The following is a 25443-nucleotide window of genomic DNA, read 5'->3' as shown; positions in this document are numbered from 1 at the left end:
CGACGGCGAGGGCGCGGAAAGGCCTGAGGCCCGGTGGTCAGTCGACGCTGACGAGTTCCTTCTCGGGAGCCTTCTGGCCGGTGCGCAGGTTCTCGCCCTCGATGTCGACCTTCGGGGTGATCCGGTCCAGCCACTTCGGGAAGGCCCAGGCGCGGTCGCCGAGCAGGGTCAGCACCGCCGGCACCAGTGTCATCCGGACCACGAAGGCGTCGATCAGGACGCCGATGGTCAGGCCGAAGCCGATCGTCTTGATGATCGGGTCGTGCACCAGGATGAAGCCGGCGAACACCGCGGCCATGATCAGGGCGGCCGCCGTGACCACCCGGGCGCCGTGCCCGACGCCCTGGATCGTCGCCTCGGTCGCGTGCTTGCCGTGCACGAACTCCTCCCGGACCCGCGACACGATGAACACCTCGTAGTCCATCGCGAGCCCGAACAGCACGCCCATCATGATGATCGGCAGGAAGCTGACCAGCGGACCGGGTGAGTCGACGCCGAGCAGTTCGGCGCCCCAGCCCTGCTGGAACACCGCGACGGTGATGCCGAAGGTCGCACCGATCGTGAGCAGGAACCCGAGCGTCGCCTTCAGCGGCACCAGGATCGACCGGAAGGCCAGGAGCAGCAGCAGGAACGACAGCCCGATCACGACCAGCAGGTACATCGGCAGCGCCGCGGTCAGCTTGTTCGACACGTCGACCCCGACGGCCGTGTTCCCGGTGATGGAGATCGACGCGTCCCCGGTCGCCAGCGGACTCACGGCCGACCGCAGATCTTTCACCAGGTCGGCGGTCTCCTCGCTGGCCGGACCGCTCTTGGGAACAACGCTCACCAGCCGCGTCGATCCATCAGCACTGGCCGGACCAGGCTGCGCGGCGACGACGTCCGCCAGGTCCTTGGTCTTCGCCATCACCTGCTGAACCAGTACTTCGGACGCCGCCGCGTTGTCGCTCTTCACCACGACGACCAGTGGCCCGTACGACCCCGGGCCGAAGGCCGCCGCGGCCAGGTCGTACGCGACCCGCTGGTTCGTGCCGGCCGCGGCCGCAGCGCCGTCGGGCAAGGCCAGCCGCATGTCCTGCGTCGGAATCGCCAGTACCCCGAGCCCGATGATGCCGACGGCAACGATCGGGATCCGGAACCGGGTCACCAGCCGGGCCCAGCGGAAGCCGAAGCCCTCCTGCTCCGGCGCCGCCGCCGTCTTCCGGATCTTCCGCGGCAGGATCCGCCGGCCGACGAACCCGAGCATCGCCGGAAGCAACGTCAGAGCAACCAGTACCGCGGTCAGCACCGTCGCCGCCGCGGCAAGCCCCATCGCCGTCAGGAACGGAACTCCCACCAGGCTCAACCCGGCCAGCGCGATCACCACAGTGGCGCCCGCGAACAACACAGCCGAGCCGGCGGTTGCCGTAGCTCGCGCGACTGACTCCTCCTCGTCCATCCCGGCAGCGAGTTGGGTGCGGTGGCGCGAGCTGATGAACAGCGCGTAGTCGATGCCGACCGCGAGCCCGAGCATCAGGGCCAGGATCGGCGCGGTGGAGGAAACGTCGATGACGGAGGTGGCCAGGAACAGGCCGGCCATTCCGGCGAGGACGCCCAGCAAGGCCGTCAGCAGGGTCATCCCGGCGGCGACCAGTGAGCCGAAGGTGACGACCAGGACGACGGCGGCGATCGCGACGCCGATGGCCTCGGTCGACCCGATCTCCGGCGGTCCGCCGACGACCTGTCCGCCCGGCACCACCTGGAGATCGGCGTTGCTCAGCGACGACAGGTTGTCGTAGGCCTCGGTGCTCTCCTTGGACAGCTCATCGGCGGCCTTGTCGAACTGGACGCTGATCAGGCCGGTCGCGCCGTCCGGGCTGACCGCCTTGCTGGTGAACGGATCGATCGCGGCGACCACCTCGGGCACCTTGGCGACCTGAGCGACGGTCGCGCCGACCGCTGCCTTCACGGCCGGGTCCGTCAGTGTCTTGCCCGCGGGTGCTTTCACAACGACCGATGCCGACGCGCCGCTGGCGGCCGGCAGATCCTTCTGCAGAGCGTCCAGGGCGCGCTGCGACTCGGTGCCGGGGATCGAGAAGGTGTTCGTGGTCCCGCCGCCGAGGGTCAGTGCCCCGACGCCGAGCAGGATGAGGACGAGCGCCCAGATCGCGGCGACGAGCCGCCGGTGGAGGTAGGAGAACCGGCCGAGCCGGTACAGCAGATTTGCCATCGGGAATGCGTCCGTTTCGCTGGTCGGGCGGGATCAGGCGGGCGGTTGAAGGAGGCGGCGCAGGGCCGTGTCGCACAGCTCGTGGAGCTCGGCGTCGGTGCGTTCACCCGGGTGGCGGCACTCGCCGAGCAGGCCGTTGATGGCGAACTTGGCCACGTCCAGCTCGAGCCGGCTGCCGGTGCCGCCGGCGAGGATCTCGGTCAGCCGGATGCCCTCGGCGACCAGGTCGGCGAACTCGGGTAGTTCATCGATCATCGGCAGCACGTCCTGCAGCACGCTGATGAGTCCGCGGAACTCGACCGCGAGCTCGACGAACCGGCTGATCGCCAACTGCTGGGCCTCGGCCGCGGGCAGCTTCGAGGTCTCCGCGACCACCTCGGCCAGTGCCAGGTGCGACGGCTCCAGCACGGCGGCGAGCACCGCCGCCTTGCCGTGGAAGTGGTAGAGCACGGTCGCCTTCGAACAGCCGGCCGCGGTCGCGATGTCCTGCAACGAGGTCGCGTTGTAGCCGTTGCTCTGGAACAGCGCCATCGCCTGCTGCACGATTTCGCGCCTGGTGCGCTCCCGCACCGGGGTGGTTGCTGCCATACTCGCCATGGTTCCTGACCGCTCGGACAGTTTTCAACCGATCGGTCAGATTGTGGCTGAGGTCACCACCTCCGGCTGCTGTCCGGGGTAGTGGCAGCGCGTGGCAGACTCTTGCCTTGTGACGGCGCAGATTCTGGACGGAAAAGCCACCGCGGCGGCGATCAAGAGCGAGCTGGCCGTGCGGGTGGCGAAGCTGGCCGAGCAGGGAGTGGTGCCCGGGCTGGGGACCATCCTGGTCGGCGACGATCCGGGCAGCCGGGCCTATGTGGCCGGCAAGCACCGTGACTGCGCGGCCGTCGGGATCGCCTCGATCCAGGTCGAGCTGCCCGCGACCGCGAGCCAGGACGAGATCGCGGCCAAGGTCCTCGAGCTGAACGAGAACCCGGACTGCACCGGCTTCATCGTCCAGTTGCCGCTGCCCAAGCACGTGGACACCAATGAGATCCTCGGGTTGATCGACCCGGCCAAGGACGCCGACGGGCTGCACCCGGTGAGCCTCGGCAAGCTCGTGCTCGGTCAGGACGGCCCCCTGCCCTGTACTCCGAAGGGCTGCGTCGAGCTCCTCCGCCGGTACGACGTACCGATCGCCGGGGCGCACGTGGTCGTCGTCGGCCGGGGTGTCACCGCGGGGCGCCCGATGGGCCTGCTCTTCACCCGCCGGTCCGAGAACGCGACCGTGACCCAGTGCCACACCGGTACCAAGGACCTGGCCGGGGTGGTTCGTACCGGCGACATCGTGATCGCGGCCGCCGGCTCGGCCGGGCTGATCACCGCCGACATGGTCAAGCCGGGTGCTGTTCTGCTCGACGTCGGCACCAGCCGCAGCGCCGAGGGCAAGATCGTCGGTGACATCGAGGAGGCCGCCCGCGAGGTGGCGAGCTGGATCGCGCCGATGCCGGGCGGTATCGGCCCGATGACCCGGGCGACGCTGCTCACCAACGTCGTCGAGGCAGCCGAGGCCGCTCAGCCGAACGCGGCCCAGGAGAACGCAGCGCAGGCAGGGTCGGCCCCGGCAGGGTCGGCGGGGTGATGGCGGGCGAGGCCGAGCGCCGCAGTGAGTGGCCGCTGGCGTTGGCCGGTGCCGTCGCCATCGCGGGCCTGGTGATTCTCACTTTCTACGACTGGCGCGACGGCGTTCTGGTCTTCGCCGGCGGCGTCGGGCTCGCCGCCCTGCTCCGAGCCGTCCTGAGTGACAGCGCCGCCGGCCTGCTGCACGTCCGCGGCCGGATGTTCGACACCCTCCTGCTCGTCGGCGTCGGTGCCGCGATCCTCCTGCTGGGGCTGATCGTCCCGAACTGACCGCTTATAGAAAATGATTGTCATGTGCTAACTTACCGCTCGACCCGTCCGCCATTCCGGGAAGAGACTTCGTGCGCACCCCTGTCGCCCTCACCGCCTGCCTGCTGTCCTCATCCCTGCTGCTGACCGGATGCTTCGCCGGGGCCGGTGCGCAGACCGCCGCGACCGACGAGGCGGGCGGCGGTGGCCGGATCAAGCTGGCGATGATGCAGCCACCGCGCTCCGGCTTGTCGCCGTTCAGCGATGACGCGTTCAAGCTGTCCCGCTGGAGCACTGCCGAGACCCTGGTCAAGCTGGACGAGGTCGGTGACGCCCAGCCGGCATTGGCCACCTCTTGGAAGCGAATCTCGCCGCAGGTCTGGGAGTTCACCATCCGGTCGGGCGTGACGTTCCACGACGGCACCGCGCTGACAGCCGACGTGGCCGCTTTCGCCCTCACCAGAGCCACCTCCGCCTCGCCCAAACCGCGCATCCTGGACGGCGTACGGCTGACGGCGGTTGCCAAGGGCAACAGCCTGGTGGTCACCACCGCCGAGGCCGACCCGCTGGTCCCGCAGCGGTTGTCCTCGCCGCAGCTGTCGATCCTGGCCAAGGCCGCGTACTCCGCGACCCGGGTCAACCCCGTCGGTACCGGCTCCGGCCCGTACCGGCTCGTCGAGGTACGCGGCACCAGCGGCGCCCGTCTCGATCGGTACGACGGGTACTGGGGCGGCAAGGCCCGTGCCGACGGCATCGATGTCTCGTTCGTCCCTGACGGCGCCGCTCGGGCCGCCGCGATCCGGAGCGGCTCAGCCCATCTGGTCGAGTCGGTGCCGGTGTCACAGGCGGCGCTGCTCGCTCCGGAGACGATCACCGAGGTGCCGATGCCCCGGACGAACACGCTCTATCTCAACACTCGATCGGGACGTCTGAAGGATCCGGCTCTGCGGGCAGCCATTCGTGCGGCCGTCGACCGCGAAGCCCTGGTGAAGGGTGTGTACGAGGGCCGCGCGGACCTGGCCACCGGCTTGCTCGGTCCTGCGCTGCCTTGGGCCGCGAAGGGACGAGCCGAGCTCACCGGCCGTACCGCGGCCAAGGCCCCGGCCGGTACGACGATCACGCTGGCCACCTTCTCCGATCGCGCCGAGCTTCCCGAGGTCGCCTCGGTCCTGCAGCAGCAACTCCAGCAGGCGGGCTTCGTCGTCAAGCAGGTCGTCCGCGAGTACGCCCACATCGAGGAGGACGCGCTGGCCGGCAAGTTCGACGCGTTCATCCTGTCGCGGGCCACCGTGCTGGACTCGGGTGACCCGATCGCCTACCTGTACAGCGATTTCGCCTGCGAGGGGTCCTTCAACATCGCCCAGTTGTGCGACCCGCGGGTGGATGCGGCGCTGACCACGGCGAAGGGAACCGCCGCCGGTGACGCCCGCCGCGCCGCGATCCTGGCGGCCGAAGCGGCGGTTCTCCGCACCGACGCGGCCGTCCCGCTGCTGCACGAGCGAGTTATCCAGGGTGACTCGGCCGACCTGATGGACTCTGCCAAGGACCCGCGGGAGCGGATGCTCGTCACGGCGGAGACCCGGTTGCGGTGAAACGCAGGACGACGGCGCTGACCTCCCGGGTCGGCGCGATGGCGATCGTCGTCATCGCCATCGGACTGCTGCCCTGGCTCTCCGGCCGCGATCCCGCCTTGTCGGTACTCCGGGCCCGCTCGGCCGAGCAGGACCCGACCCCCGAGGCGATCGGCGCGGTCCGCGCGGAACTCGGGCTGGACGCGGGACCACTGCACCTTCTCGGTCGCTGGTTCGGTGGAGCCCTGCGCGGCGACCTCGGACGGTCCTGGAGCAGCGGCGCAGAGGTCCTGCCGTCAGTCTTGTCCGGCGCCGGGGCGTCCCTGACTTTGATGGCTGCCGCGCTGATCATCGCCGTGGCGATCGCGGCGGCGTTGTGCGTACCCACGCTGGTTCGCGGTGCCCGCGGGACGTTGCGGACGGGTGGAACCGGTGTCGGTGCGAGCACGCTGGCCGCGCTGCCCGAGTTCCTTCTGGCCACGCTGCTGATGCTGGCGTTCTCGGTCTGGCTCCGCTGGCTCCCGCCGTACGGATGGGAAGGGCCACGCGACCTGATCCTTCCGGCCCTCGCGCTCGCCCTGCCGGCGGGCGGGATCCTCGGTCGCCTGGTCGATGACGCCTTGCCTGCGGTGTTCGCCGAACGCTGGGTCAGCCTCTGGCGATCCGCCGGCTGTACCCCGGCGCGGATCGCGGCAGCCGCCGTACGCCGGGCAGTGCCGGCCGTCGTACCGCAGCTTGGATTGGTGGCGGTCGGGCTGACCGGCGGCGCGGTCGCTGTGGAGACAGTGTTCGCGGTACCCGGTATCGGCCGTACTGCGTTGGGCGCGGCCGAGTCGCAAGATCTGCCTTTGCTGCAAGGCGCTGTCCTGACCCTGGTGTTGCTGGGAGTCGTGGCCGGGCTCGTGGCCCAGGCGGCAAGGCGTCGCTTGCTAGGGCCGGGACTGCGGGACGAGATTTTGTCTCTGCCGGTCCCGGTGGCGTCCTCCGGGCGCATGCATCAGGTGGCGCCGGCCGGCTGTGCCGCTCTGCTGGTCATCGTGATCGGCTGGGGTCTGTTCCTCGATCCGCTGCAGCTGGACACGACTGCCCGGCTCGCGGCGCCGAGTTGGGCGCATCCGCTGGGAACGGACTCCCTCGGTCGCGACGTTCTCGCCCGGGTTGGCCATGGTGCCGCCGCTACTGCCGGGGTGGCTGTCCTCGTGTGTGCCGCCTCGTACGTCGTGGCGATCGCCGCGGGTTTCCTGCCAGGGTTCACGATCGGTGCCTCCGAGACGGCGAACGCGGTACCGCCGGTGATCGCCGGCATCCTGGTCGTGGCCGTGCTCGGCCCGGGCACCACCGGCGCGTCCATCGCCGTGGCGCTCGTCTCCTGGCCGCCGCTCGCCGCGCATGCCGCGGCACTGGTACAGGAGACCCGCGCGGCCGGTTATCTGACCGCCCAGCGGGCGATCGGGTCGAGTCCCGGCTGGATTCTCACCCGCCATGTCCTTCCTGCCGTCGCAGGGCCGGTCGCCCGTCATGCCGTCCTTCGGCTGCCCGGAATCGCCTTGGCCCTTGCCTCGTTGGGATTCCTCGGCCTCGGCTCGCAGCCGCCGGCTCCTGAATGGGGCTCGAGCCTGGCCGAGGCGCTGCCGTACGTGGAACGCGCGCCGTGGGCGGCACTCGCGCCGGCGGTCATGCTCCTGCTCCTGGCTGCTCTGGCGGTCTCGTTGTCGACGCTGCGCGCCAAAACCCCTTTGCTGCGAGGGATTCGCGGATGACCGCGCTGCTCGAAGTACGCGACCTCGAGGTGACGGTGCCCGGCCGGAGTGGTGAGGTGCGAGCTGTCCGCGGACTGTCCTTCGAGGTGCGGCCCGGAGAGGTCCTCGCGATCGTGGGTGAGTCCGGTGCGGGGAAAACCCTTACTGTCCAGGCGGTTCTCGGCCTGCTTGGGTCCGCGGCCGTCGTACGGGGCAGCGTCCGTTTCGACGGGCAGGAGCTGGCCGGGGCGTCGCAGAGTTCCTATCGCGGGCTTCGTGGCCGGCGGTTGGGCTTCGTTCCGCAGGACGCGCTGTCGGTCTTGAGTCCGATCCACAGGGTCGGCGACCAACTGGCCATCGCGGTACGGTCCGTCCAAGGCGGTGGCCGGAAGGCGGCCTGGGACGTGGCCGTCCGGGCTCTCGACCAGGTCGGGATTCCCGACGCCGGCCGCCGGGCGCGGGCCTATCCGCACGAGTTCTCGGGCGGGATGCGGCAGCGGGCCGTCATCGCGATGGCGATGATCAACGAGCCGGAGCTGATCTTCGCCGACGAGCCGACCACCGCGCTCGACCCCCGGATCCAGGCGCAGATCCTGGCGTTGCTGACCCGGCTGCGCGACGAGTCGGGCACCGCGGTGGTGCTGGTGACGCACGATCTGGCCGCCGTCGCCGGATCGGCCGATCGAGTGCTGATCATGCAGGCCGGCCGCGAGGCCGAGTCTGGTCCGGTGGATCGCGTGCTGTCCGCTCCGCGCTCGCCCTACACCGCGGGCCTGATCGCGTCGCTCCGGGAGCTCTACCGATGACCGCGCTGCTCGAAGTACGGGACCTGACTGTCCGGTACGCCGGCCGCCGGCGTCGGGCGGAGCCGCTCGTGGCGGTCGACGGGGTGTCGTTCGAGATCAAGGCGGGGGAGACACTCGCGCTGGTCGGGGAGTCGGGGTGCGGCAAGTCCAGCACCGCGGCGGCGGTGTTGCGGCTACGCCGGCCCGATGGCGGCGAGGTCCGGTTCGGGGGAGTGGATCTGGCCACCCTCGACGAGTCCGCACTGCGTGGGTTGCGGCCGGCGCTGCAGCCCGTGTTCCAGGACCCGTACGGCTCACTCAGCCCGCGGCTGCGGATTCGTGCCGCGATCGCCGAACCACTGCGCGTCCAAGGGCGCTGGGATCCCGCCACCGGACCGGCCCGGGTGGCCGAACTCCTCGATCTCGTCCAGCTCGACCGATCCCTGGCCGGCCGGCTGCCGCACGAGCTGTCCGGCGGTCAGTGCCAGCGGGTCGGTATCGCGCGTGCTCTGGCGAGCGAACCCCGGCTACTCGTTCTCGACGAACCGGTGTCGGCGCTGGACCCGTCGATCCGGGCGGGGGTGATCAACCTGCTGACGAGGCTGCAGGCTGATCTCGGGCTCGCCTACTTGTTCATCTCCCACGACCTCCGGCTGGTCCGCCACCTCGCGCACCGGATGGCGGTGATGCGGCAGGGGCGGATCGTCGAGTCCGGCGACACCGCGGAGATCTGCGCGATGCCGTCGTCCGCCTACACCCGCGCCCTGCTGGACGCCGTACCGCCGTTCCCGCCGTCGCATTTCCGCAAATAGGGTCGATAGGCAACCAAACCGGCGAACCCGCGCGTCTCGCTCTTCGCGGTGCCCGGGGCTTCGCACAGTGAGGTCCGTCGGGGTGCCGCTGTTGAGGCCACCGACTTCACTGTCTATTCGCTGGGAACCCCTTGCTGCGTCCGGACACTGACCGGGTGATCCTCCTGGCTCCTTGGCTGTGTCTCGAAGGGGTGGGGAGCCCGACCACACCGACGAACTGAGGACCGAGTGGCGCACGTGGTGATGATGGTTGCCAACAGCATCGACAACGACAGCAGGGTGCTGAAGGAGGCCGTCGCGATCGCGCGCACCGGGGTCCGGGTCACACTGCTGGGGGTAGCGCCGACCGGCGGCTTGTCCGTCGACTGCCTGGACGCGAGTGCGGTGCTGGCACGGCTGCCGGCCGCCTTCCCGCTCCGCGACGAGCGTCGGCGACGGCTCGGCCGGCGCCGGGCCCGCCGGTTGCCCTTGCTGGGTTACCGGATCACCGCTGACCGCCTCGCCCGCCAGGCCTGGATCGGAGCGCGCCAGGCGGACCTCAAGGCCGAATCGGGCTGGGCCGTGGCGAACCGCCGCAGCGGGGCCCTCGGATCACTGCGCTACCGGGCCGGTGTCGCCGATCGCCGGTTGCGCCAGGAGTTGCTGCGCGTCGCTGCCAAGGGCGTGCGGGTGCGGGTCGCTCTCACTAGCCGGCAGAACAAGTGGTTCACCTCTGCCTGGGGACGCTGGGACCGCACGCTCTCCCGGATCGAGAGGCCGGCCCGGTGGCGGCGGGTCGTCCCGGAGGCCTACGACTACGAGCGGATCTTCGGTCAGGCGCTCGACGAACTCGCACCGGACGTGCTGCACGCCCACGATATGCACCTGGTCGGTGTCGCCGTTCGCGCCGCGGGCCGGGCCGCACTGCGCGGCCGGAAGATCGAGGTCATCTACGACGCCCACGAGTACGTCGTCGGCCTGTCCCGGTACGGCGGCCGCACGCCGCGGTTCATTTCCGCCTGGGCCAATCACGAGGCGGAGTACATCGGCGCGGCGGACCGGGTGATCACCGTCAGCCCGGCGATCGCCCGTACGCTGCGGGACCGCTACCGGCTGGACCGCGAACCGACGGTCGTGATCAACACCCCGAGGCGGGCCGAGATCGCCGCCGGCGTAGTCGATGTGCGCACCCGGCTCGAGTTGCCCTCCGACGTGCCGTTGCTGGTCTACAGCGGCGGGATCACCAAGGCCCGCGGGGTGGAGACCGCGATCCAAGCGCTCCCGTCCCTGCCCGGCGTTCACCTGGCGGTGGTTTGCGTGCCGTCGACTGAGACCGGGCCGGTGCGGGAGTTGCGGAAGCTGGCCGAATCACTGCGGGTCGGCGACCGGATGCACTACCTCGATCCGGTCGAGCCCGACGAGGTGGTGTCGTTCCTGCGGACGGCCGACATCGGGCTGATCCCCATCCTGCGTTATCCGAGCCACGACATGGCGCTGCCGAACAAGGTCTTCGAGTACGTCTTCGCCGGTCTGCCGGTGGTGACCAGCGACATGACCAGCCTGACGGAGTTCGTCCGTCGGACCGGGATCGGGGAGGCCTTCGAGGCGGAGAACCCGGCCGACCTGGCCGCCAAGGTGACCCGCGTCCTCGCGGACCCGACGCCGTACCGGGAGCAGGCGAGCCGTCCCGACTTCCAGGAAGAGGTGTCGTGGGAGGGGCAAGCCGCGAAACTGCGGGAGTTGTACGGCGAACTACTGGGCCAGGAATTGGCAGTAGCCGAGCGGCAGCCGACCGAGCCACGCTTGCTGATCACTCCCATCGACGGGAGTGGACAGGCTTCGCAGTGGGCGCAAGCGGTCGAGCGACTCCAGCCGCGGATCGGAGCCGAGGCGATGCCGGATCACAGCTCTGGTACCGGCCGGCTGCTCGGGCACGCCGACTACCTGCTGAACAACGTCAGCCATGTGCTTTTCCAGGCGGGACAGACCCCCGATGGATGGTTCCCGCTGGACCCGCGGTTCCTCGATGCGGCTGGGATCGCTCACGCGGTGGTGCTGCACGAGCCGGAGGTCCACGGGACGGGCTGGGCCGGATTGAAGGATCGCTTGGCCGATTACAAGGGGCTCCGGTTCGTCACGTCACCCGAGTTGCTCGACTACGTCGACGACAGCCTGTGGTTGCCGCTGGTGGTGGAGCTCGGCCACGAGGCGAATCCGCCGGTACTGGAGCGCGCAGTACCCAGAGTCCTTGCGGTGAAGGGAAGTGGGGCAGATGCGGCGCTCGGCGGGCTGGCCGAGCGCGGCCTGATCGAGTACGAGCTGATCAATCCCGCGCCGTCGGCAGATCTGCGGTCGAAGATGCGGGCCGCGGATCTGGTGATCGAACGGCCCGGCTCGTACGGCGTAGTCGCGGTCACTGCGATGGCCGCCGGCCGACTGACGATCGGCCACGTCCCGAGCAACGTCCGGGAGCGGCTACCGCTGGACCTCCCGATCGTGGAGGCAACACCCGAGACCGTCGGCGAGCTGATCGAAAAGCTCCTCATCGAGCGGGACGAGCCTCGGCAGCAAGCGGCGCGCGGCCCCGCCTACGTCCATCAGGTCCACGACGGAGGCCAGTCCGTCCAGGCGCTCCTGCCCTTCTTGCAGCAATAGCGAAACCCCGGGGCTCGATCCGCCCCGGGGTCTCCGTCGCGCTGAGGGTCAGCGTCAGCCGAGCAGGCCGAGCGCCTGTACTGCGTCGCGCTCCTCGCCGAGCTCCGCGGTGCTGGCGTCGATCCGGGCGCGAGAGAACTCGTTGATCTCCAGGCCCTGGACGATCTCGTAGTTGCCTTCCTTGGTGGTCACCGGGAACGAGGAGATCAGCCCCTCCGGTACGCCGTACGAGCCGTCGGAGACGACCGCCATCGACAGCCAGTCACCGTCGGCCGAACCGCGCAGCCAGTCGCGCGCGTGGTCGACCGTGGCGGCGGCGGCAGAAGCAGCCGAAGAGGCGCCGCGGGCCTCGATGATCGCCGCGCCCCGCTTCTGCACGGTCGGGATGAAGTCGTTCTCCAGCCAGGTCTGGTCGTTCACGACCTCGGCGGCGTTCTTGCCGGCCACCTCGGCGTGGAAGATGTCCGGGTACTGGGTGGCCGAGTGGTTGCCCCAGATCGTCATCTTCTTCAGGTCCGTCACGTGGCTGCCGGTCTTCTTCGCCAGCTGGGCCAGGGCGCGGTTGTGGTCCAGCCGGGTCAGCGCGGAGAAGCGCTCGGCCGGGATGTCCGGGGCGTTGCTGCGGGCGATCAGCGCGTTGGTGTTGGCCGGGTTGCCGGTCACGGTGATCCGGATGTCGTCGGCGGCGTGGTCGTTCAGCGCCTTGCCCTGGACGGTGAAGATCGCGCCGTTGGCCTCCAGCAGGTCGCCGCGCTCCATCCCCTTGGTGCGGGGGCGGGCGCCGACCAGCAGGGCCACGTTCGCGCCGTCGAGGATGATGTTCGGGTCGTCGCCGATCTCCACCCCGGCCAGGGTCGGGAAGGCGGAGTCCTCGAGCTCCATCACGACGCCCTCGAGCGCCTTCAGGGCCGGGGTGATCTCCAGCAGCCGCAGCTCGATGGGCGTGTCCGGGCCGAGCAACGCTCCGCTCGCGAGACGGAACAGCAGGCTGTAGCCGATCTGGCCGGCAGCGCCGGTGACGGCGACCTTCACGGGTGAATTGCTCACGACACGCTCCTCAGGAGGGTTCAACGACGGACTTGCTTCGGACGCTAGCAAGTCGGCCCGGAGTAGGCGACGGTGGGTCAGGTGATCCACACCACCCGTTCATCGACAGGTTGCCGTCCGGCCCTCTGCCGGCCGTCACCCGCGCTGAGGGTGTGCTCAGTCCCTGACCTGTAAGGAGAAGCTTGATGAGAACGGTGCTGCCTCGCCGGTTCATCCCGGCGACCGCCTCGGCCCTGGCCGTGGCCGCCGCGGTCCTCGTGCCGCAGGTGTCTGGTTCGTCACACGAGTCCGCCCCGAACGCCGCCGCCTCGGCGGCCGCCGCGACCAAGCACGACGACTTCGTGGTGGTCGGGCACCGCGGCGCGTCCGGCTACCGCCCGGAGCACACGCTGGCGTCGTACGAGCTGGCCGCGCGGATGGGCGCCGACTACATCGAGCCCGACCTGGTCACCACCAAGGACCGGGTCCTGGTCGCCCGGCACGAGCCCGAGATCGGCGGTACGACGGACGTCGCCGCGCACCCGGAGTTCGCCGCCCGGAAGAAGACCAAGATCCTCGACGGCGCGCCGCTGACCGGCTGGTTCACCGAGGACTTCACCCTGCGGGAGCTGAAGACGCTCCGGGCGAAGGAGCGGATCCCGGCGATCCGGCAGCAGAACACCGTGTTCGACGGGCGCTACCAGGTCCCCACCCTGCAGGAGGTGATCGACCTGACCAAGCGGCTGTCCCGCGAGCTCGACCGGCAGATCGGGATCTACCCCGAGACCAAGCACCCGACCTACTTCCAGCAGCAGGGCCTGGCGCTCGAGCCGGCACTGGTGAAGACGCTGAACCGCAACGGCCTGAACCGCCCGGACGCGAAGGTGTTCGTGCAGTCGTTCGAGGTGTCGAACCTGCAGGCGCTGGACAAGGACCTCCGGGTCCCGCTGGTCCAGCTGACCAGCTCCTCCGGCGCGCCGTACGACTTCGTGGTGCGGGGCGACACGCGCACGTACGCCGACATCGTGTCCGCCAACGGACTGCGCGAGGTCTCCACGTACGCCGATGGGGTCGGTCCGTCGAAGGACCAGGTCATCCCGCTCGACGCCACCGGCAAGCTCGGCACGCCGACGGCGCTGGTCCGGGACGCGCACCGGGCCGGGCTGGTGGTCCACCCGTACACGTTCCGGGTGGAGAACAGCTTCCTGCCGGTGAACTTCCGCAGTTCGGCCGTCCCGGACGACTCGGGCAACCTGTTCGGCGAGATCGAGGCGTACCGCAAGGCCGGCATCGACGGGCTGTTCTCGGACAACGCCGACATCGCCGTGGCCGCCGACGCCGAGGCGGGCTGACCCAGCTGACAAGATGACCGGGTGGAACGGAAGGTAGCCGGCGGGACGGCGACGGTCGAGGCGGAGCCGGACGGCACCTTCGTCCTGCGGGTCGACGGGTCGCTGCAGTCCCAGGTCGACCTCGCCGACCCCACCCATCTCGGGTTCGAGTACGTCCGCCGCATCGGGGACGTACTCGACCTGGTCGCTCCCCGCCGGCAGCCGATCTCCGTGGTGCACGTCGGGGGCGCGGGGTTCACGCTCGCCCGGTACGTCGCCGTCACCCGGCCGCGGTCCCGGCAGATCGTGCTGGAGCCCGACGAGGATCTGACCGAGTTCGTCCGGGAGACGCTGCCGCTGCCGAAGCGGGCCGGGATCAAGGTGCGCGGCGTCTCCGGCCGGGCCGGGATCACCGACCTCTACGACGACTCCACCGACGTCGTGATCATCGACGCCTTCGTCCGCGAGGCGGTCCCGCCGAACCTCGTCACCGCCGAGTTCGTCGCCCACTGCGCCCGGATCCTACGGCCGACCGGACTGCTCGTCTTCAACCTGATCGACGGAACCGCCGGCCTCGGCTTCGTCCGCCGCGTCGCCGCGACGGTCCGCGCCGGCCTCGGCGACGGCGTGGTACTGGCCGAACGCAAGGTTCTCCGCGGCAAGGGCTTCGGCAACGTCGTGCTGGTCGCCTCGGCCCAGCCAGTCCCGCCGCTCGAGGCCTCCGGCCGCCGCGCGCAACCGCCGTACGAGGTCCTCCCACTCGCGGACCTGGCCGGCAAGGCCCAGCCGCTGACCGACGCGGAAGGCTTCACCACCCCAGCCGCCCCGGCCGGCACCTTCGGCCGCTGAACAGCCTGCCGGCAGGTCGAACTGGACAAAGTGCGGTCAGGTTCGGTCGATCCACAGGAAACCGGAGGCCGCTGCCGGGTAGCTTTGGCGGGTGTCTGACGCCAGAGTCTCAGCTTTGATCCACTACCCGGTGAAAGGTCTCGCCGGGGTTCCCGTCGAGCGCACCGAGGTGGGCGCGACCGGCCTGCGGCACGACCGGAACTTCATGCTGGTCGACGCCGACGGGGTGTTCCTCAGCCAGCGCAGCGTGCCCTCGATGGCCCCGCTGCGGGTCCACGTCCTGGCTGACGGCGACGCGCTCCGGCTGTCCGCCGACGGCGCCGACGACCTCGAAGTACCGGTCGCGTACGACGGGAAGCGGCGCGACGTGAGCCTGTTCGGCAAGTGGTTCGGTGCCGGGGTGGTGCAGGCCGCCGCCGCCGACGAATGGTTCTCCGAGCGTCTCGGCCGGCCCGTCGGACTGGTCCGGGTGACGCCCGAACACGATCGGCCGGGATGGGGCGTGCATCAGGGGCAGACCGGGTTCGGTGACGCGCACGCGCTGATGATCACCTCGCTGTCGTCCCTGGACGGCCTGAACGAGCGGATCGTGGAGACCGGCGCCGACCCGATCCCGATGAACCGCTTCCGCCCGAACCTCGTCGTCTCCGGCTGGCCCGAGGCCCACACCGAGGACCGGGTACTGCGCGCGTCGGTGGGCGAGGTCGAGTTCGGGTACGCGGCCCGGTCGATCCGTTGCGCCGTACCGACGGTCGACCAGGCCACGGGGGAGAAGCGCGGCCCCGAGCCGACGCGGACGCTGGCGACGTACCGGCGGCAGCCCGACTACGGCGGCGGCGTCAGCTTCGGCATGAAGGCAGCCGTCCTGAGGCAGGGCGTAGTCGCCGTCGGCGACGAGATCCTCGTCCACGACTGGCTCCAGGACGGCCCCGACCCCGCGCCCTCCAGCCGCTAGCGCGTCCCGTTTGGCAAGTGCACTCGAAGTACGAGGAGCTCACAGTGACAGGGGCTTTCCGGCGGGTGGGAGGTGGAGGTCGAGACCTGCGGCGGCGAAGGTCTTGGCGAGGACTTCGGGACCCTCGGAGAAGTGGGCCCAGCCTTCGGTGTGGACGGGGACGATGGCGGCGGGGGCCAGGAAGCGGGCGGCTTCGACTGCGGCTTCCGAGGTGAGGGTGAGTGGGGCGCCGCCCAGGAGGGGAGTGCGTGCCGCGCCGGCGAAGAGTACGGCGACGTCGACCGCGCGGGCGGTGATGCCGGGGATGGTGCCGGCTGCCAGGCGGGTGGTGAGGTCGGCGACCAAGTCGACCGAGGCGTTGTCGCCGGAGACGTAGACCGTCGGCAGGTCGGAGCCGCTGAGCAGGAAGCCGGTGACGACGCCGGTGATCGGCTCGCAGCCCTCGGGCCCGTGTCGCGCGGGTAGCCCGGTCACCGTCAAGGTGCCGCCATCGGGTCGGGCGAGTTCGACCGACTCCCAGTTCTCCAGACCGCGCACGCCCTCGATCCGCCCGGCGGCATCCGGTGTCGACAGAACCACCGGCACCGACGACAGCAGTTCCCGGCCGGACTCGTCGAGGTTGTCCTTGTGCTGGTCGTGTGAGAGCAGCACCGCGTCGATCGGGCCGAGGCTGGCCACGGACACCGCGGGCCCGGTCAGCTTGGTCATCACCCGCCCGGCCAGGTGGTACTCGCGGGGTTCGTCGAAGGCAGGATCCGTCAGCAGGGACAGTCCACCGAGGCTGATCAGAGCGGTCGGCCCGCCCACATGGGTGATCTTCATGCCTTCATCCTCCGGCCTGGTTGGCCGCCGGGCCATTGGCCCGAGGGACATGCTTCCTTAAGATCGGGCCATGAGGTCAGTTGCCGTTCTCGCTTATGACGGGATGAGCCCGTTCCACCTGTCCGTGCCCTGCCTGGTCCTCGGGGACCGCCTCGGCGGCGAGCGCCAGTACGACGTGCTGGTGTGCGCGGAGCGGCCTGGTCGCCTTCGCACCAACGCCGGCTTCGACCTCCATGTCGAGCACGACCTGGCCGTGATGGAGCGAGCCGACCTGGTCATCCTGCCGAGTTGGGAGCCTGACCAGCAGCCGTCCGGGCTGCTCATCGAGGCCATCCGGGCGGCTCATGCGCGAGGTGCCACCGTGGTCGGGTTGTGTATCGGGGCTTTCCTGGTCGCCGCCAGCGGGATCGCGGACGGGCGGGAGGTGGTGACGCACTGGCGCTGGGCCGACCGCCTCGCTGCGCAGTACCCGAAGGTGGATGTCCGGGCGGACGTGCTCTGGTCGGATCTGGGCGACCTCGTGACCTCCGCCGGTACTGCGGCCTCCCTCGACTGTTGTCTCCACCTGGTCCGCGCCCACCACGGGGTGGAACTGGCTGAGCGCCTGGCCCGCTCGATCGTGGTCGCGCCGCACCGGAGTGGGTCGCAGGCGCAGTACATCCCCGTGCCGGTGCCGCCGGATCCCTCGGACGACGTGATCGAGCGCGCGATGGTCTGGGCTCGATCCAGGCTGGACGAGCCGATCTCGCTGGACGAGTGGGCCGCGGCGGTCGCGTTGTCCCGGCGTACGTTCACCAGGCAGTTCCGGTTGCGGACGGGAAGCAGCGGGCAGGCCTGGTTGCTGCGCCAGCGGCTGGATCGGGCCCGGCTGCTGCTCGAGACCACGGACCACCCGGTCGAACGGGTTGCGACGGACAGCGGCTTCGGCTCCAGCGCCGCGCTCAGGCACCACTTCCACCAGATTCTCGGTACTACGCCGCAGCGGCATCGGCAGGAGTTCGGGGTGATATCTTGACGTCAAGAGATATATCTTGATGTCAAGAAACCTGACCGAGGGGACCGATCCATCGCCATGGCCAAGATCAGAGTGACCAACCCTGTCGTCGAACTCGACGGCGACGAGATGACCCGGATCATCTGGCAGTTCATCAAGGACCGCCTGATCCACCCGTACCTCGACCTCGACCTCGAGTACTACGACCTCGGCATCGAGCACCGGGACGCCACCGGCGACCAGGTCACCATCGACGCGGCCCACGCGATCAAGCGGCACGGCGCCGGCGTCAAGTGCGCCACGATCACGCCGGACGAGGCCAGGGTCGAGGAGTTCGGCCTGCAGAAGATGTGGGTCTCCCCGAACGGCACCATCCGCAACATCCTCGGCGGCGTGGTGTTCCGCGAGCCGATCATCATCTCGAACATCCCGCGCCTGGTGCCGGGCTGGACCAAGCCGATCATCATCGGCCGGCACGCCCACGGCGACCAGTACAAGGCGACCAACTTCAAGATCCCCGGCGCCGGCGAGCTGACCATCACCTTCACCCCCGAGGACGGCTCCGAGCCGATCCAGCACGTCGTCGCGAACTATGGCGCCGACGGTGGCGTGGCGATGGGCATGTACAACTTCACCAAGTCCATCGAGGACTTCGCCCGCGCCTCGTTCTCGTACGGTCTGCAGCGCGACTACCCGGTCTACCTGTCCACCAAGAACACCATCCTCAAGGCGTACGACGGCGCCTTCAAGGACATCTTCCAGCGGATCTTCGAGACGGAGTTCAAGGAGGAGTTCGACAAGAACGGGCTGACCTACGAGCACCGCTTGATCGACGACATGGTCGCCACCGCGATGAAGTGGGAGGGCGGTTACGTCTGGGCCTGCAAGAACTACGACGGTGACGTGCAGTCCGACACCGTCGCGCAGGGGTTCGGCTCGCTCGGCCTGATGACCTCGGTGCTGATGACCCCGGACGGCAGGACCATCGAGGCCGAGGCCGCGCACGGCACGGTCACCCGGCACTACCGCCGGCACCAGCAGGGCAAGCCGACGTCGACCAACCCGATCGCGTCGATCTTCGCCTGGACCGGTGGCCTGAAGCACCGCGGCAAGCTGGACAACACCCCCGAGGTGATCGGCTTCGCCGAGGCGCTCGAGCAGGTCTGCGTCGAGACCGTCGAGGACGGCAAGATGACCAAGGATCTGGCGCTGCTGGTCGGCAAGGACCAAGAGTGGCTGACCACCGAGGGCTTCCTGGCCGCGCTGGACGAGAACCTGCAGAAGAAGGTCGGCTGACCTTCCTCCCGCGTCTTCAGACCAGCAGGAACAGGGTGTACAAGGCCGGCGCGGCGAACGTGACGAGCAGGACCCAGGCCATCATCTTGTGGCCTGGCTTCGCGCCGTCCAGCTGGGCCGCGAAGTGCACGACCGCGCCTTCCTCGGTATGACGGCTCAACCCGACCCGCTTGGCGTCCTCGGGGCGGCGGTCGGGCCGCTCGTCGGCGAGGGCGTCCGGCGGGATCCCGAACAACGCAGGCCGGGCCGGATCGAGATCGTCACGCTCGCCGTACATCCGGCCTCCCGCGGAATGGTGGAGGCTCAAGCTAACCCCGCGCCGGCGGCCGGCTCAAGCACCTCACTCCATCGTCCCACCCACAAGACAGAACGGCGGCTCAACCTGCCGAGCCGCCGTTCTGCGTAGTCTTGCGGTTACTTGAAGTCAGCCACCCAGGCGACCCGGGTCGACGTACCGACGCAGAGGCCCAGCAGCTTCGAGGAGCAGTAGTCGGCCTCCGCGCGGCCGACCCCGAGCTCGTCCAGACCGCAGTTGAACAGCGTGCCCGAACTGTCGGACTTGAGCCGGTCGAACGCCGCCTTCGCCGTCATGCCCTTGCCGCCGGCGGCGGCCTTCGACGACGTGGTCCCGGAGAGCTGACCGCTCTCGGCTCGGTCGCCCGCCTCGGACCGGGCGCCGCCGGTCAGGTTGCTGTCGCGCTCCAACGGCTGGCAACCGCGCTCGACCCGCGCGTTGTCCACCAGCGTGAAGAGCTCCTGCTCGGCAGCCTCCATGTTGCCGTCGTCCGCGGGCGGCGGCGGGGTCGTCGTCCTGGGCGTACTGGGCGTACTGCTCGGGGAGCTCGACGGCTTCGGGTCCTCGGTGGTCGGCGGCCGCGTCGGAGCGGACGTCGTACCGGGACCGTCCGTCGGGGCGGTCGTCGTCGGGCCGTCGGTCGGGGTGGTCGAAGGGGTCTGGCCCGGTGTCGGCGTCTTGGATGGTGTTGGCGTCGGCGTGCCGGTGGTCTGCTCGGGCGTCGGAGTCGGGCTGTCGTCCGGCGCGGGCGTCGGCGTATCCACCACCGGCTCGTTCGACGGCTCGAGGTAGGTGTCGTCGTCCCGGGTGACATACGGGACCGAGGCGTCGGCCTGGTCGGACTGTGGTTCGTGCAGCAGGATCCAGGAGATCGGGGTGATCACCAGGACCACGGTCCCGAGAGCGACCAGGGTGCGCTTGGCCCGCGATTCCGGCCGGGCGGCCGCTCTTCTGCTGCGCCGCCCCCAAGAGGCGGTTCCTCGCTGTGACATTACGTGCGTGTTCCCTTCACGGTCGCCCCCAGGACGTGCCTCATTCGTCTCACCGCGGCGCTGTGAGGAGCGCCCGATGGCATAGCAAGGACGGATCTACCCGCAGTGATCGGCCACCAACCGGAGAGTCGTCGTGGTGCGGCCACAACAAATCCGGCGAACACGGTGGCCGCAGTACAACGGTCAGCCGCGACCAAAGTCCTGCACCCAACTGCCGGCGCCCCACTGGGACTTGACCTGCCCCGGGTCGTACCCGATGCCGATCTTGGTGAACTTGCAGTTCAGGATGTTCGCGCGGTGCCCGTCGCTGTTCATCCAGGCGTTGAACACCCGCTGTGCGGAGTCGTAGCCGGCGGCGATGTTCTCGCCCCAGCCCGAGCCCTGGAACCCGGCGGCCTTCATGCGGTCGCCCGGTCCCTTGCCGTCGGGATTGGTGTGGTCCATGTAGTGCCGGCGGACCATGTCCGACGCGTGCGATCCGGCGGCCTCGACCAGGCTGTCGTCCAGGCTCAGCGCCCGGCAGCCCTGGTTGCGCCGCGCCGCGTTGGTCAGTTCGAGCACCTCGCGCTCCTGCGCGTTGGTGCCACCTCCGCCCGGCGGTGGCGGCGGCGGGTCGTCCGGCGTCGGCTCGCTGGTGACCGTCCTGGTCGGCGACTTCGTCGGCCGGGTGGTGGTCCGGGTGGCTGTCTTGGTCGGCTTCGGCCTGCCGCTGCCGGAGGTCGTCCGGCGCGCGCTCGGCGTGACCGTCACGGTCTCGACACCGCCGGCCGGGGTGGTGCCCGCGGTCGTCGGTACGCCGGACGACGCCGGCGTGCCGGCGATCGACTCGGCCGAGCCGATGGCCGGAGTACCCGACGGGGTGATCGTGGTGGTGAGGCCGTTCGGCAGCGTCTGGGTGACCGTGACCTTCGGCCGGTTCACCCGGCCGTCACCCGCGGCGCCGCTGGCGTCGAGGCCGGCCGGACCGGCGTTGTCCTCGGAGACGTTCAGGACCTTGTTGGCATCGGCGACCGCGGAACCGTCCCGCGCCGTCATCACCCAGACCACGGGTCCGATGGCGAGGAGCACAGACAGAGCACTGACGATCGGGCCGATCAGGCCTCTTCGTCGGGATGCCTTTCGTCTGCCGCGGTGCCGCCCAGGGGTAGGCGAGTCCGTCATGGGTGGGCGAGTCCTCTTCAGTTTCGTCGTACCGGAAGTGCGTCGAACACCAGCGCGTTCGTTGCCAGGCCCCCCTGGTTACCGAACAGCGACCTTAACCGACACGAAAGGTCACCGTTACGGGTCGCTCACCGGTCTTAACGAACCCCAAAGGTTTCGTTGTCAGGCACCGAAGTTCTGCACCCAACTGCCGTTGCCCCACTCGCTCTTGACCTGGCCCGCGTCATAGCCGATGCCGATCATCGTGTAGTCGCAGTTGAGGATGTTGCGGCGGTGTCCTTCGCTCTTCATCCAGCCGTCGACGACGGCGGCCGCGGACTTGTAGCCGACGGCGATGTTCTCCGCCATCGCGCCACCCTTGAACCCGGCGGCCTTCATCCGGTCGAACGGCGACCGGCCGTCCTGGCTGGTGTGGTCGAAGTAGTGGTTCACCACCATGTCGGTCGCGTGCAGGTCGGCGGCCCGGGTCAGCGCGCTGTTGGTGCGCAGCGGACCGCAGCCGGACTTGGCGCGCTCGCTGTTGGTCAACTGCAGGACCTGCGCCTCCGCGCCGCCGCTGGGCGCCGGTGGCTGCGTGCTCGGCTTGACGGTCGGTTTGGGGCTGGGCTTCTTCGTCGGAATCGGCGACCGGGTGCTGTCACGGCTCGGCGCGGTAGAAGACCGGGTCGGCGTCGGCGTGGTCCTCGGTGTCTTCGACGGCGTTCGTGACGGCGTCCGTGAGGGCGTCACGCTCGGAGTCTTGGTGGGGGTTTTCGACGGAGTGACCACCGGAGTGCTCTCGGCCTCCGTCGGTGTGGCCGATGTCTCGTCGGTACCGGTGACCAGCGGCGTGTCCTGGCTGGTCGGGCTGGTGGTGTCGCGGGTGACGTACCAGCCGACGCCGGCCAGCAGCGCGAGTACGGTCAGCGCGGCCAGGATCGGGCCGGCGACACCGCGCCGCTCCCGCCGCCTGCGCCGCGACGGGCGCGGCTGCTGCTGCCGGGGTTCCTGCGGGTGCTGCTGGTAATAGGGATCGTTTGGTGCGTCGGTCATGGAACTACAGAACCTCTCGTCGTCGTCCGTCGATCCCCGTGATCCCCAGACGTGCCCGCTGATAACGAAGCGGTCACGCACGGGACCGTAGCGGATCTCCGCACGCTCCACGACCCCTTGCGGGATACCTCACCTCGGCATTGACGAACCTTTTACGGCGGGTCGTACTGTTCTAGACCTCTAGCAAGGGGGTCGCACATGCGGGTCGTAGTGGGCGCCGGGCCGGTCGGTACCGCGGTATCGCGGCAACTGGCGGATCGCGGCGAACAGGTGCGGCTGATCACTCGCAGTGGCAGCGGGCCCGAACACCCTCGGGTGGACAGGGTCGCGGCCGACGCCACCGATCCCGCAGTACTGCTCAGGCTCGCGGATGGCGCGGACGCCATCTTCAGTTGTGGTGGTCCCGCCTACGACCGGTGGCCCGTCGACTGGCCACCGCTTGGGGCGTCGTTGATCCAGACCGCGGCGGCGACCGGCGCGGTACTGGTGACCACCGGCAACCTCTACGCCTACGGGCAGCCGAATGGGCCGATGAAGGAAGGCGACCCGGACCGGCCGAACTCGGTCAAGGGTGCGGTCAGGGCGAAGCTCTGGGCCGACGCGCTGGAGGCGAAGATCCACACCGCCGAGGTTCGCGGCTCCGACTACCTGGGCGCGGGGGCGTCCTCGTTCTTCACGGTTGGAGTGCTGCCGGGAGTGCTCGCAGGCAAGAAGACCGCGGTGCCAGCCGACCTGGATGCCTTGCACAGTTGGACCTACGTCGGCGATGTCGCCCGGACGTTGGTTGCGGTTGCTTCGGACGAGACGGCCTGGGGACGGGTCTGGCACGTTCCGACGGCCGCACCCGTCTCCATCCGGGAGCTTGCCACCGCGGCCACGGAGATCGCCGGAGTACCGGCGCCGCGGTTGTCGGCGATGCCGCCCGCAGTACTGCGGCTCGGTGGGCTGTTCAACAAGCAGGCGCGCGAGATCCGCGAACTGCAGTACCAGTTCCGGGCACCGTTCGTGCTCGACTCGTCACAGGCGCAGGATGCCTTCGGCATCGAACCCGTCCCGACCGCCGACGCGCTCGAGGAGACGATCAAGAACGGGCGATGACGATGTCCGCGACAACCTTCCAGCCGAGGCTGCGGTAGAGGCGCAGGCCGTCGATCGAGGCGATCAGAATGCCCCGCTTGGCGCCCTGGGCGGCCGCGGTCTCAACCAATGAGGCCATCACCGCGCTGCCCAGGCCGCGCCGCCGGTGGGCCGGATCGGTCTCGATCCGGTCGGCGACGGCGTCCTCGCCGACCACTGCCATCCGGCCGCTGGAGACCACCCCGCCGTGCAGCGTCGCGCGGGTGATGATCAGGTCGGACTCGAGCTCGGAATGCAGCGCGTACCGCTCGTTCAGCTTCAGCGCGGGCTGCTCGGACAGCTGGATCGTCATCAGCCAGTCCTGGTCGCGTTGCACCTCGAGACCGAGGTCCTCCAACTGCTCGATCCTGGCCTCGCGGTCGTCGGTGGCCAGCGTCACCCAGCCGGCGCCCCGGCCGCTGCCCGCGGCCTTGGCCAGCTCGGCGGCCCGTTCGACCCGCTCGGGTTTGTCGTCGGCGTCCAGCACGACGTACTCCATCGCGCGGTTCTCCTCGCCCGCACGGACGGTCAGGATCCCGTCGTTGTCATCCTCGACGGTGGTCCAGCCACGCGATACAGACCACCCGGCCTGCCAGCGGCGGACGAGTTCCTCACGATCTCTCACTCGTCGATTCAACCAGTCAGAACGTTCCACGGCGAGGGGAAGATGTGTCGGCTGTCACCAACTGGTCGCGCAGGAGCAGATTCGTTACCTTTCCGCACCAGGTTTCCCGTCCCTGGCGCCGGCGTCGGTGACCAGCAGGTCGAACCCGTACGCGTCGCGGAAGTCACCGTCGCGGGTCGGGCCGGCCGCGCGCTCGATCCCGAAGCGGGTGAACCCGTTGACCTCGGCAACCCGCATCGACGCGGTGTTGCCCTCGGCAGCGAACAGCACCAGCCGGCGCCGGCCGAGCCCGCCGACCTCGATCGGGGTGAAGGCGTGACGGATCACATAGCGGACGGCGGTCGACATCACGCCCCGGCCGCGAGCGTCGGGGTGAGCCCAGTAGCCGATCTCGCCCATCGTCTTGTCGATCCGGTTCCGCAGGTCGAACACGCTCACACAGCCGAGCAGGTCGTCGGTGTCCGGGTCCGCGATCGCCCAGGAGACCCCCTCGCCGCCGGCGAGATTCTCCTGCCGGCTCTCGATGAAACCCTCGGCATCCTCCACCTGATAGGGCGACGGCAACCCGGTCAGCCAGTACTGCGTCCGCTCGTCGTCGCACGCCTCCGCGACCCGCTTGGCGTCGGTGGCGCGAAACTCCCGCAGCCGTACGCCGTCGGCCTCGATCACAGGCACCCGCCACCAGTTCCCCTGCGGCACGGGCTCGTCGTCGCGGGCGATCGACGCGACCCACTCGTCCTTGCGTACGCCGCGCGCCACGCCGCCACCGGGAATCGTCACCAGGTTCCGGAAGCCGCACTTCCAGGCGACCCGGCGGGATCCCCAGTTGCCGGTGAAGGCGCGCCAGATCACCCGGTCCCAGCCCTGCTCGAACGCATACCTCACGGTCAGCTTCAGTGCCCGGGTCATCACCCCGTGGCCGCGGGCCCACGGAGCCACCGCGAATCCGACCTCTCCGACGTTCCCGTCGCCCGGACGCAGGTCGATCGTGCCGGCGTAGCGTCCGTCGTACTCGATCGCCCAGGCCCAGGAAGAGCCGCCGCGCCAGCCGGCCGGGATCTGCTCGGTCAGGTACTGCTCGGCGTGCCGGCGCTCGTACGGGACCGGGATCGTCGTCCAGCGCTGCATCTCCGGGTCCTGGCAGACGTCGTACGCCGGCTCGATGTCCGCCGGCGTGTGAGCACGCAGCGTGATCAGCTCATCGGCGAGCGTGGGGACGTCCTCGGGAAATCGCATGCCTCAGGGTGACAAGCCGAACCCGGCGCGGCAACGACATTTCGGGCCTTCGGTGAGTGCCGGCGCCGACCCGCGGCACAGGAATCAACACAATCCG

23 protein-coding genes are annotated in these 25443 nt (G+C 69.8%); 13 read left to right on the top strand and 10 right to left on the bottom strand.

Features of this window, described 5'->3' with window-relative positions; all coding sequences use genetic code 11:
• Positions 1-37: 37 nt before the first annotated feature.
• A complete protein-coding gene (locus ABD255_RS04555; RefSeq protein ID WP_344210058.1) occupies positions 38-2209 on the bottom strand; it encodes an MMPL family transporter in 2172 nt (723 codons plus the stop codon).
• 33 nt (positions 2210-2242) lie between these two features.
• On the bottom strand, positions 2243-2797 hold the full coding sequence (locus tag ABD255_RS04550) for a TetR/AcrR family transcriptional regulator (protein WP_344210056.1): 555 nt from the start codon (positions 2795-2797) through the stop codon (positions 2243-2245).
• 118 nt (positions 2798-2915) lie between these two features.
• On the opposite strand from ABD255_RS04550, the gene ABD255_RS04545 reads away from it, so the two are divergent.
• The 7 genes from ABD255_RS04545 (at position 2916) to ABD255_RS04515 (ending at position 11616) form a co-directional block, all read left to right on the top strand.
• Positions 2916-3827: a bifunctional methylenetetrahydrofolate dehydrogenase/methenyltetrahydrofolate cyclohydrolase gene (locus ABD255_RS04545; protein WP_344210054.1), complete on the top strand. Its 912-nt coding sequence runs from the start codon at positions 2916-2918 to the stop codon at positions 3825-3827.
• Positions 3827-4096 (top strand): DUF3017 domain-containing protein, encoded by a 270-nt coding sequence (locus ABD255_RS04540; protein WP_344210536.1) that lies wholly within the window; start codon positions 3827-3829, stop codon positions 4094-4096. Before ABD255_RS04545 ends, ABD255_RS04540 begins: the two co-directional genes overlap by 1 nt.
• 71 nt (positions 4097-4167) lie before the next feature.
• A complete protein-coding gene (locus tag ABD255_RS04535; RefSeq protein WP_344210052.1) occupies positions 4168-5667 on the top strand; it encodes an ABC transporter substrate-binding protein in 1500 nt (499 codons plus the stop codon).
• Positions 5664-7406, top strand: a complete 1743-nt coding sequence (locus tag ABD255_RS04530) for an ABC transporter permease subunit (RefSeq protein WP_344210050.1) — start codon at positions 5664-5666, stop codon at positions 7404-7406. Before ABD255_RS04535 ends, ABD255_RS04530 begins: the two co-directional genes overlap by 4 nt.
• A complete protein-coding gene (locus tag ABD255_RS04525; RefSeq protein ID WP_344210048.1) occupies positions 7403-8191 on the top strand; it encodes an ABC transporter ATP-binding protein in 789 nt (262 codons plus the stop codon). Before ABD255_RS04530 ends, ABD255_RS04525 begins: the two co-directional genes overlap by 4 nt.
• Entirely contained in the window at positions 8188-8982 is a 795-nt protein-coding gene (locus ABD255_RS04520; RefSeq protein ID WP_344210046.1) for an ATP-binding cassette domain-containing protein, read from the top strand. Before ABD255_RS04525 ends, ABD255_RS04520 begins: the two co-directional genes overlap by 4 nt.
• A 228-nt stretch (positions 8983-9210) precedes the next feature.
• Complete coding sequence (locus tag ABD255_RS04515) at positions 9211-11616, top strand: glycosyltransferase family 4 protein (protein ID WP_344210044.1); 2406 nt, start codon at positions 9211-9213, stop codon at positions 11614-11616.
• Between the two features lie 54 nt (positions 11617-11670).
• Here the strand turns inward: ABD255_RS04515 and ABD255_RS04510 are convergent, their stop codons facing one another.
• Positions 11671-12663 (bottom strand): malate dehydrogenase, encoded by a 993-nt coding sequence (locus tag ABD255_RS04510; RefSeq protein WP_344210042.1) that lies wholly within the window; start codon positions 12661-12663, stop codon positions 11671-11673.
• A 185-nt stretch (positions 12664-12848) separates the two neighbouring features.
• On the opposite strand from ABD255_RS04510, the gene ABD255_RS04505 reads away from it, so the two are divergent.
• From ABD255_RS04505 to ABD255_RS04495, 3 genes are all read left to right on the top strand, one after another.
• On the top strand, positions 12849-13994 hold the full coding sequence (locus ABD255_RS04505) for a glycerophosphodiester phosphodiesterase (RefSeq protein ID WP_344210040.1): 1146 nt from the start codon (positions 12849-12851) through the stop codon (positions 13992-13994).
• Positions 13995-14015: 21 nt separating this feature from the next.
• Complete coding sequence (locus ABD255_RS04500; protein ID WP_344210038.1) at positions 14016-14822, top strand: spermidine synthase; 807 nt, start codon at positions 14016-14018, stop codon at positions 14820-14822.
• A 91-nt stretch (positions 14823-14913) separates the two neighbouring features.
• A complete protein-coding gene (locus tag ABD255_RS04495; RefSeq protein ID WP_344210036.1) occupies positions 14914-15777 on the top strand; it encodes an MOSC domain-containing protein in 864 nt (287 codons plus the stop codon).
• Between the two features lie 39 nt (positions 15778-15816).
• Here ABD255_RS04495 and ABD255_RS04490 read toward each other — a convergent pair whose 3' ends face one another.
• Entirely contained in the window at positions 15817-16599 is a 783-nt protein-coding gene (locus ABD255_RS04490; RefSeq protein ID WP_344210034.1) for an MBL fold metallo-hydrolase, read from the bottom strand.
• Between the two features lie 70 nt (positions 16600-16669).
• Here ABD255_RS04490 and ABD255_RS04485 point away from each other — a divergent pair, with 70 nt between their 5' ends.
• The gene (locus ABD255_RS04485) at positions 16670-17614 is read left to right on the top strand and encodes a GlxA family transcriptional regulator (protein WP_344210032.1); all 945 of its coding nucleotides are present in this window, start codon (positions 16670-16672) and stop codon (positions 17612-17614) included.
• Positions 17615-17671: 57 nt separating this feature from the next.
• A complete protein-coding gene (locus ABD255_RS04480) occupies positions 17672-18889 on the top strand; it encodes an NADP-dependent isocitrate dehydrogenase (protein WP_344210030.1) in 1218 nt (405 codons plus the stop codon).
• A gap of 16 nt (positions 18890-18905) precedes the next feature.
• On the opposite strand, the gene ABD255_RS04475 is transcribed toward ABD255_RS04480, so the two are convergent.
• From ABD255_RS04475 to ABD255_RS04460, 4 genes are all read right to left on the bottom strand, one after another.
• Complete coding sequence (locus ABD255_RS04475) at positions 18906-19166, bottom strand: hypothetical protein (protein ID WP_344210028.1); 261 nt, start codon at positions 19164-19166, stop codon at positions 18906-18908.
• 137 nt (positions 19167-19303) lie between these two features.
• Complete coding sequence (locus tag ABD255_RS04470; protein WP_344210026.1) at positions 19304-20176, bottom strand: CAP domain-containing protein; 873 nt, start codon at positions 20174-20176, stop codon at positions 19304-19306.
• A 183-nt stretch (positions 20177-20359) separates the two neighbouring features.
• Positions 20360-21244, bottom strand: coding sequence for a CAP domain-containing protein (locus ABD255_RS04465; protein WP_344210024.1), 885 nt, complete (start codon positions 21242-21244; stop codon positions 20360-20362).
• 255 nt (positions 21245-21499) lie between these two features.
• On the bottom strand, positions 21500-22369 hold the full coding sequence (locus ABD255_RS04460) for a CAP domain-containing protein (RefSeq protein ID WP_344210022.1): 870 nt from the start codon (positions 22367-22369) through the stop codon (positions 21500-21502).
• A 198-nt stretch (positions 22370-22567) separates the two neighbouring features.
• Between ABD255_RS04460 and ABD255_RS04455 the strand changes: the two genes are divergently transcribed.
• Positions 22568-23467: an NAD-dependent epimerase/dehydratase family protein gene (locus tag ABD255_RS04455; RefSeq protein WP_344210020.1), complete on the top strand. Its 900-nt coding sequence runs from the start codon at positions 22568-22570 to the stop codon at positions 23465-23467.
• On the opposite strand, the gene ABD255_RS04450 is transcribed toward ABD255_RS04455, so the two are convergent.
• Entirely contained in the window at positions 23451-24110 is a 660-nt protein-coding gene (locus tag ABD255_RS04450) for a GNAT family N-acetyltransferase (RefSeq protein ID WP_344210018.1), read from the bottom strand. The genes ABD255_RS04455 and ABD255_RS04450 overlap by 17 nt on opposite strands.
• A gap of 84 nt (positions 24111-24194) precedes the next feature.
• Positions 24195-25346 carry a GNAT family N-acetyltransferase gene (locus ABD255_RS04445; RefSeq protein ID WP_344210016.1) on the bottom strand — a complete coding sequence of 384 codons (1152 nt, stop codon included), beginning with the start codon at positions 25344-25346 and terminating at the stop codon, positions 24195-24197.
• Between the last annotated feature and the right edge of the window lie 97 nt (positions 25347-25443).

It is taken from the genome of Kribbella sancticallisti (assembly GCF_039530625.1).
Classification (GTDB): Bacteria; Actinomycetota; Actinomycetes; order Propionibacteriales; family Kribbellaceae; genus Kribbella; species Kribbella sancticallisti.
The sequence above is the reverse complement of the archived record's forward strand: the minus strand, read 5'-3'. Positions and strand labels throughout refer to the sequence as shown.